Source organism: Streptomyces sp. NPDC043878 (assembly GCF_056435735.1).
Window position 1 is genome coordinate 136,766 of the sequence record NZ_JBWKDW010000026.1, and the last position, 7,010, is coordinate 143,775.

General features: G+C 73.9%; 8 protein-coding genes and 2 pseudogenes. 3 read left to right on the forward strand and 7 right to left on the reverse strand.

Annotated features, from left to right (window positions below; translation table 11 throughout):
* Window positions 1-241 precede the first annotated feature (241 nt).
* The 4 genes from AC07AZ_RS30565 to AC07AZ_RS30580 are packed head-to-tail and all read right to left on the reverse strand — an operon-like array spanning window position 242 to window position 1,975.
* Window positions 242-691, reverse strand: a complete 450-nt coding sequence (locus AC07AZ_RS30565; RefSeq protein WP_478853442.1) for a DUF3618 domain-containing protein — start codon at window positions 689-691, stop codon at window positions 242-244.
* Window positions 688-1,107 (reverse strand): phage holin family protein, encoded by a 420-nt coding sequence (locus AC07AZ_RS30570; protein WP_478853444.1) that lies wholly within the window; start codon window positions 1,105-1,107, stop codon window positions 688-690. Before AC07AZ_RS30570 ends, AC07AZ_RS30565 begins: the two co-directional genes overlap by 4 nt.
* 53 nt (window positions 1,108-1,160) lie before the next feature.
* Window positions 1,161-1,844, reverse strand: coding sequence for a hypothetical protein (locus AC07AZ_RS30575; RefSeq protein WP_478853446.1), 684 nt, complete (start codon window positions 1,842-1,844; stop codon window positions 1,161-1,163).
* On the reverse strand, window positions 1,841-1,975 hold the full coding sequence (locus tag AC07AZ_RS30580) for a hypothetical protein (protein ID WP_478853448.1): 135 nt from the start codon (window positions 1,973-1,975) through the stop codon (window positions 1,841-1,843). The genes AC07AZ_RS30575 and AC07AZ_RS30580 overlap by 4 nt, the downstream gene beginning before the upstream one ends.
* A gap of 161 nt (window positions 1,976-2,136) precedes the next feature.
* Here AC07AZ_RS30580 and dapA point away from each other — a divergent pair, with 161 nt between their 5' ends.
* Entirely contained in the window at window positions 2,137-3,042 is a 906-nt protein-coding gene (dapA, locus tag AC07AZ_RS30585) for a 4-hydroxy-tetrahydrodipicolinate synthase (RefSeq protein ID WP_478853450.1), read from the forward strand.
* A gap of 142 nt (window positions 3,043-3,184) precedes the next feature.
* A complete protein-coding gene (locus tag AC07AZ_RS30590; RefSeq protein WP_478853452.1) occupies window positions 3,185-3,688 on the forward strand; it encodes an HAD domain-containing protein in 504 nt (167 codons plus the stop codon).
* A 52-nt stretch (window positions 3,689-3,740) separates the two neighbouring features.
* Here the strand turns inward: AC07AZ_RS30590 and dapD are convergent, their stop codons facing one another.
* From dapD to AC07AZ_RS30605, 3 genes and pseudogenes are all read right to left on the reverse strand, one after another.
* Window positions 3,741-4,730: a 2,3,4,5-tetrahydropyridine-2,6-dicarboxylate N-succinyltransferase gene (gene dapD / locus AC07AZ_RS30595; protein WP_478853454.1), complete on the reverse strand. Its 990-nt coding sequence runs from the start codon at window positions 4,728-4,730 to the stop codon at window positions 3,741-3,743.
* Window positions 4,731-5,015: 285 nt separating this feature from the next.
* Window positions 5,016-5,546: pseudogene (locus tag AC07AZ_RS30600) on the reverse strand (TetR/AcrR family transcriptional regulator); the annotation flags it as partial.
* A pseudogene (locus AC07AZ_RS30605) lies at window positions 5,546-5,882 on the reverse strand (DMT family transporter). The pseudogenes AC07AZ_RS30600 and AC07AZ_RS30605, both read right to left, overlap by 1 nt.
* 204 nt (window positions 5,883-6,086) lie before the next feature.
* On the opposite strand from AC07AZ_RS30605, the gene AC07AZ_RS30610 reads away from it, so the two are divergent.
* Window positions 6,087-6,914 carry an AbfB domain-containing protein gene (locus tag AC07AZ_RS30610; protein WP_478853456.1) on the forward strand — a complete coding sequence of 276 codons (828 nt, stop codon included), beginning with the start codon at window positions 6,087-6,089 and terminating at the stop codon, window positions 6,912-6,914.
* The last annotated feature ends 96 nt before the right edge of the window (window positions 6,915-7,010 follow it).

Here is a 7,010-nt window from a genome sequence, read left to right on the forward strand (position 1 = left end):
CTTCCACCCCGTCTTTCTTCTTTCCTACTCCTTCTCTTGTTGGATTTGAGGCCGCGGCCCCTGGCTTGTCTGTGTGGTTTTTTTTTCCCCCCCCCCCCCCCCCCCCCCCCCCCCACACCCACACATGACGACTCGGGCCGCCGCATCCACCCACGCCCGGACGCTCCGGCGGCCACGGCCACCACTGCGCATTCGCCCGCGCCCGGACGCTCAGGCGGCTACCGCACAGCCACTGCCGCCCCTACCGCCCGCGGTGCCGCCGCATCGCGCCCGCGACCACGACGAGACCCACCACGGCCGCGACGACCAGCACCGGCCTCGGGCCGCGCAGCCCGGACCGCACGGCGTTGCCGACGGGCTGCGGAGTCCGTCGTTCCACGAGCTCACCGGCGCGCGCCGCCCCGCCCTGGACGGTGTGACCGGCGCGCAGCGCCCGGTGGTGGACGGTGTGGCCGGCCTGTGCGGCCGAGCTGCGCAGCTGCACGCCCATGGCGCCCGCCTTGTCCCGCAGGTCTGCCGCCCGGGCCCGCGCGCGGCCCTTGATGTCGACCCTCGCCGCCAACTCCTCGACGGTGTTGCCGAGTTGACTGCGAGTCTGTTCGATCTGCCGTCGCAGCTCGTCGGGGCCCTTCGCGCCGACCGCCTGTGCGGCGTCCGCGCCCGTGCCCTGAGCCGCTGACCTGTCCGTCATCGGTGCGCCCTTTCCTTGATCTCCTCGACGTCGGCCTTGACGCTGCCGAGGGCCTGCTCGGGGGTGGGAGGAGCGGCACGCCGGAGCTGGGCGCGGCCGGAGGCGGCCAGCACGGCCGCGAGCGCGAACAGCACGGCCGTCACGATCAGCGCCGCGGCCCACAGCGGCAGGACCAGCGAGAGCGCGACGACGCCCGTGCCGGCCAGCGCCAGCAGACCGGCGTACGCGACGGCGCCCGCGACGCCGAGCAGTCCGCCGCCGCGCCCCGCCCTTCGCCCCTTCTCGGTGAGCTCCTCCTTGGCGAGTGCCACCTCCTGCCGTACGAGGCGGGAGAGCTGCTCGGTGGCCTGTCCGACGAGTTCGCCCACGGAAAGGCGCTCGTCGCGCGCGGCCTTCGGGGTCACGGTCGCGGTCACGGCGTCCGCCTCCTCTCGGTTCGGAACATCCGAGTACCCGGGCCGGCCCCCCGCTACCCTTGTTCGGCGCCGCCGGGTCCGCTCGCGCCGAACCGCGCCAGCTGGGTCTGGAACCAGTCCAGTCGCGCCTGCAACAGGGCTGCCTCGGCGGCGAGTTCGGCAACACCGAGCCCGTCCGTACCGTCTTTCTCGGGCGTGCCGCCGCGGCCGGCGACCACCCGCAGTCCGTCCCCGGCGAGCCGGGCGAAGGAGGCGAGCGAGACGGACGTACGCCCGTGGACGCACCCGGCGCAGGAGGGCGCCAGCGCGCGCCGCCCCGGCCTGCCCCAGCCGGCGTCGGCCAGCGCGGCGGCGACCGTGCCGCACGCGCAGGGTCCGACGGTCGCGACCCGCACCCGCTGGCGCGCGTAGCGGAAGCCGTGCTCGAAGCGGATGTAGGCGCCGAGGACGGAGACCTCCAGCAGGGCGGCCGTCCGGTGTTCCGCCGTGCACAGCAGCGCCTCGGCCGCCGCACGCTCGTGCACGCAGTGGAAGCCGCAGTCGCAGCGGCGGTGCGGCGCGCGGTGCCGCAGGCCGTAGACGCAGGACGCGTCGGCCAGGACGCCGTACGGCCGTGCGGCGCCGAGGGACACGCCCGTGAACCCGGCCCGGGTGCCGTCCCGGGACAGCACCGGGTGGGCGATCTTGTATCCGGTCGGCGGCTCCGCCGGACGTTCCTCGGGGAGCCGCAGCCTCATCGGGCGGCCGGTTCCTCTTCGGGTGCGGGAGCCGCCGGCTCCGCGATCTCCTCGGGGGCGCGCGGTTCCTCGTCCTGGACCTGCGGCCGCTCCTCCGCGACTCCGGTGGCGAGTGCCTTGCCGAGCTTCATGGAGCCTCCCGTGGCGAGGTGCCGATGACCGTTGTGTCCATGGTGCCCCATGAGGGGCCGTATGCGACAGGGGACCGGACCGGGACTTCGCAGCGCTGCTTACCCGTACCTCGTAGGACATTTAAGTGGAGCTTCACCGTCATCCGGCCGAGACTGCTCCCATGACGAGATCCCGTTCCTCCGCCACCCCGTTCGGCCGCGCCCTCTGCGCGATGATCACGCCCTTCACCAGGACCGGCGCCCTCGACCTCGACGGCGCGCAGCGGCTCGCCGACCATCTGGTGTCCGCCGGCTGCGAGGGCCTGGTGCTCTCCGGTACGACGGGCGAGTCACCGACCACGACGGACGCGGAGAAGACGGCGCTCGTCGCGGCGGTCCGCGCGGCGGTGGGCGGGCGCGCGTCGGTCGTGGCCGGAGTGGGCACCTTCGACACCCGGCACACCGTCGAGCTCGCCCTCGCGGCCGAGAAGGCGGGCGCGGACGGCCTGTTGGTGGTCAGCCCCTACTACAGCAGGCCCCCGCAGGACGCGCTGGAGGCCCACTTCCGGGAGGTCGCCGACGCGTCCGGGCTGCCGCTCATGCTCTACGACATCCCCGGCCGCACCGGCACCCGGATCGAGCCCGGCACGATGATCCGGCTCGCCGGCCACCCCCGGATCGTGGCCGTCAAGGACTGCTCCTACGACTTCCTCGGCGCGCAGAAGGTGCTGGCGGCAACGGAGTTGGCGTACTACGCGGGCTGCGACGAGCACAACCTCGCGCTGTACGCGGTCGGCGCCGCCGGATACGTCAGCACCGTCGCGAACGTGGTCCCCGCCCAACTCCGGGCCGTACTGGACGCGTTCGATGCGGGCGACACCCGCAGGTCCGCCCGCCTCCAGCAACGCGCCACACCTCTCGTCGAGTCGGTGATGGCCTCCGGCCTGCCCGGCGCGGTCACCGTGAAGGCCCTCCTCGCCGAACTGGGCCTGCCCGCGGGCCCGGTCCGCCCCCCGCTGCTGCCCGCTGACCGCGCGGCGACCGACGAACTGCTGGCGGTCCACGCGGAGTTCACCGGCGCCCAGTGAACGGGGCACCGGGCGGCCAACCCCGGCTCCCACCGCCAGGGGTCCCCGTCGTCGCCCTCCTGCAGCACACGGCCACTCCGCCACCCCTGTCCGCGGACCAGTTCCCGCGCGGCCCGCCTCACCCCTGCCGTACGGTGGCCGCGTGAGCCGTCCGCTGCTGTTCCTCGACGTCGACGGCCCTCTGAACCCGTACGCCGCACAGCCGGAGCGGCGCCCCGAGGGCTACACGACGATCCGGGCGTCCGTCCGCCCGGGCAGACCCCTGCGCGTGTGGCTGAACCCCGCGCACGGCCCCGCCCTGCTCGCCCTCGACTACGACCTGTGCTGGGCCACCACGTGGATGGACGCGGCCAACCGCTGGATCGCCCCCGTCGTCGGCCTGCCCGAACTCCCCTACGTCGACTTCGGCGAGGACCTGTTCGCCCTCCGCCCGGACGGCGTCCACTGGAAGACGCAGGCCATCGTGGCGTACGCGGCCGGCCGTCCCTTCGCCTGGGTCGACGACGAACAGACCCCGGCGGACGAGGTGTACGTGGCCGGCCGGCACCCCGCGAGTGCGCTGCTGTACCACGTCGACCCCCGAATCGGCCTCCGGGAACAGGACTTCACGGCCCTGTCGGACTTCGCGACGGCCGTACAGATGTGAGCGGGTGCCCCTCCACCGACCGGTGAGGGAGCGCTCGCGAAGGCCGCCGGGGTCAGTTGTGGCTGTGCAGGACCTCGTTCAGGCCGCCCCAGACCGCGTTGTTCGGGCGGGCCTCGACCGTGCCGGTGACCGAGTTGCGGCGGAAGAGGATGTTCGAGGCGCCGGAGAGTTCGCGGGCCTTCACGATCTGGCCGTCGGGCATGGTCACCCGGGTGCCCGCGGTGACGTACAGGCCGGCCTCGACCACGCACTCGTCGCCGAGTGCGATGCCCACGCCCGCCTCGGCACCGACCAGGCAGCGCTCGCCGATGGTGATGCGGACGTTGCCGCCGCCGGACAGCGTGCCCATGGTGGAGGCGCCGCCGCCGATGTCCGAGCCGTCACCGACCACGACGCCGGCCGAGATACGGCCCTCGACCATCGACGTGCCGAGGGTGCCGGCGTTGAAGTTGACGAAGCCCTCGTGCATGACCGTGGTGCCCTCGGCGAGGTGCGCGCCCAGCCGTACCCGGTCGGCGTCGGCGATGCGGACGCCCTTGGGGGCGACGTAGTCCGTCAGGCGCGGGAACTTGTCGATCGAGGTGACCTGGAGGTGCAGGCCCTCGGCGCGGGCGTTGAGGCGGACCTTCTCGACGTCGTCCACGGCGACCGGGCCGAGCGAGGTCCAGGCGACGTTGGCCAGGAAGCCGAAGACACCGTCCAGGTTCTGGCCGTGCGGCTTGACCAGCCGGTGCGAGAGGAGGTGCAGCCGCAGGTACACGTCGTGCGCGTCGGTCGGCTTCTCGTCGAGGGAGGAGATGACCGTGCGGACCGCGACCACCTCGACGCCGCGGCGCGCGTCCGGACCGATGGCCTTCGCGGCGCCCTCACCGAGCAGTTCCACCGCACGGTCGGCGGACAGCCGCTCAGTGCCGGACGGGCCGGGCTCGGTGGTCAGCGCGGGAGCGGGGAACCAGGTGTCGAGGACGGTGCCGTCGGCGGTGATCGTGGCGAGCCCGGCGGCAACGGCGCCGGTGGTGCGAGGTGCAGTCGTGTCGGTCATGAGGGCAACCTAACCGGCCGAGCCCCACCGAGGCGAACCAGCGTGCGCCCGTCTCAGGTGCCGGGCCTCGGGTGGCCCCGTCCCCCAGGGGCGGCTGGTGAGGGCCGAGTCCATCGCGGATCCGGCCGGGGTCACTCTCCGGACCGCCCCGCCCACTTCGCCGCACCCGCTCACCCGCCCGGGGCCGGGGTCACTCTCCGGACCGCCCCGCCCACTTCGCCCCGCCCGCGTACCCGCCCGGGTCGGCGACGCCCGCGTACCCGTCCGGCCCGCGGGTGTCCGTGGCGGAACGACCCGGGACAGTGCCTCCCGTGCGTGCGTCTCGTCGTAGGTCCCGTCGGTCAGGAGGACCTGGAGGCAGATGCCGTCCATCAGGGCGACCAGGGCCCGGGCGGTCACCGGGTCCGTGCGCCGGGCGGGCCGGCCGGCCAGGTCCTCGGCCCACTCGGCGGCGACGGGGAGCAGGGCTGGGCGGCGCAGCGCGGCGAGGTAGAGCTCCTACTCCAGCTCGACGCCGGCGCGGTCACCCCCGAGCCACTCGCCCAGGCGACCGCCGGCTCGGTGGCCGGGTCCGTGCCGGGGTCCGCCGGGGCGCCGTGGGGTGCGACGAGGCCGGCGAAGCCCTCACCGGCCTGCCGCAGCGCGGCGACCATCAGCTCGTAGCGTCGCGAAGTGGTACGTCGTGGAACCGAGCGGCGCATCGGCCTCGGCGGCGACGGAGCGGTGGGTGAGGCCGGCCAGGCCTCTCTCCCGCACGACCCGGATCGCCGCGTCGATGATCCGCTGCCGCCGTCCGGGGTCGTGGCGGCGCGGCATCAGTGCGCGCCCCCGGGTTCAGCACCACGACACCGACGATGATGATCGCGATCCCGGCGGCCTTCGCCACCGTCATGCCCTCCCCGAGGAAGACCGTTCCGATCATGGCGATGGCCGCGGTGCCGGCGCCGGACCAGATCGCGTACGCCGTGCCGACCGACATCGACTTCAGCGCCTGCGCGAGGAGCACGAAGGAGGCGACGTAGCCGAGGACGGTGAGCAGCGTGGGCAGGGGTCTGCTGAAGCCCGCGGTGTACTTCAGGCGGTCGTGGCGGCCGCCTCGGCGGCGATGGCGACGCCGAGCAACAGGTATCCCCTGTGTACGAGCGTGGACAACGGCGTCCGGAGAAGGCGCCCACGCGACCGGCCGACGACCTGGCCGACCCCGCGGGCGGACCGGAGATAACAAGGGGGAAACCGCTCTCGCAAAAGGCTCGTTGGAGTTCCCACCGTCCACTACTCTTCCATCTGCTTCACCTTTCACACACGGGCCGTCGCAGCCGCGGACATTCGCCATGGGCACCGCCAAAGGATCAGCGCATGCAAGAGAAGACCCCTCGGCCCGCCCAGGAGCAGCCCTGGGAGAACGGCTGGGTACCGGACACCTCCCGGGCCCCGGGGACCCGCCGGCTGTGGCTGGCGGGCGCGCTCGCGCTGGCCACGATCATCGCGTGCGCCGCCTCGGTCGCCCTGATGAACAGGGCTCCGGAGAAGGTGTCGGGTGCGGGCAGCACGGCCCCCTCCGGCGAGGCCACCGTGCCGGGCCTGATCTCCTTCGCCACCGCCTCCACGAGCGGGACCGCGACGCCCAGCACCAAGAAGGCCCCTCCGTCGCCGTCCGAGCACTCCACCTCGGCCGCGCCCCGGCCGCAGGCGTCGGCGTCCCCGTCCCCCGTGAAGACGTCCAAGTCGCCGTCCGCGCACGCCACTTCGTCCCGGCCGAAGCCGCAGAGCATGTCCAGGTCCGTGCAGTCGGTCAACTACCCCGACCGCTACTGGGACGTGAGCGGCGGTTATGTGAAGCTCGACCGGATCGATTCGGCGCCGGCCCGGCGCAACGCCACCTTCACGCTCGTCAAGGGCCTTTCCGACGCGTCCTGTTACTCCTTCGCCACCGCCGACGGCACCTACCTGCGCCACCGCAACTTCGTGCTGCGCTCCGAGAGCGACGACGGCTCGTCCCTGTTCCGGCAGGACGCCACCTTCTGCGCCCGCCCCGGCTCCTCCGGCACGGTCATGCTGGAGTCGGTGAACTACCCGGGCCGGTTCCTGCGCCACCAGAACTTCCGGCTGGAGCTGGACTCCTACCAGTCCGGCTACCAGTTCCGCGCGGACTCGGCGTTCCGGCTGGTGGGCGGACTGGCCTGAGCCCGGGGGGGGGGGGGGGGGGGGGGGGGGGGGGGGGGGGGGGGGGGGGGGGGGGGGGGGGGGGGGGGGGGGGGGGGGGGGGGGGGGGGGGGGGGG

Excerpts from the sequence above, each read along its gene's own strand:
- AC07AZ_RS30610 (WP_478853456.1), top strand. The coding sequence starts at position 6,087 with ATGCAAGAGAAGACCCCTCGGCCCGCCCAGGAGCAGCCCTGGGAGAAC.
- AC07AZ_RS30565 (WP_478853442.1), bottom strand. The coding sequence starts at position 691 with ATGACGGACAGGTCAGCGGCTCAGGGCACGGGCGCGGACGCCGCACAG.
- dapD (WP_478853454.1), bottom strand. The coding sequence starts at position 4,730 with ATGACCGACACGACTGCACCTCGCACCACCGGCGCCGTTGCCGCCGGG.
- AC07AZ_RS30575 (WP_478853446.1), bottom strand. The coding sequence starts at position 1,844 with ATGAGGCTGCGGCTCCCCGAGGAACGTCCGGCGGAGCCGCCGACCGGA.
- dapA (WP_478853450.1), top strand. The coding sequence starts at position 2,137 with ATGACGAGATCCCGTTCCTCCGCCACCCCGTTCGGCCGCGCCCTCTGC.
- AC07AZ_RS30580 (WP_478853448.1), bottom strand. The coding sequence starts at position 1,975 with ATGAAGCTCGGCAAGGCACTCGCCACCGGAGTCGCGGAGGAGCGGCCG.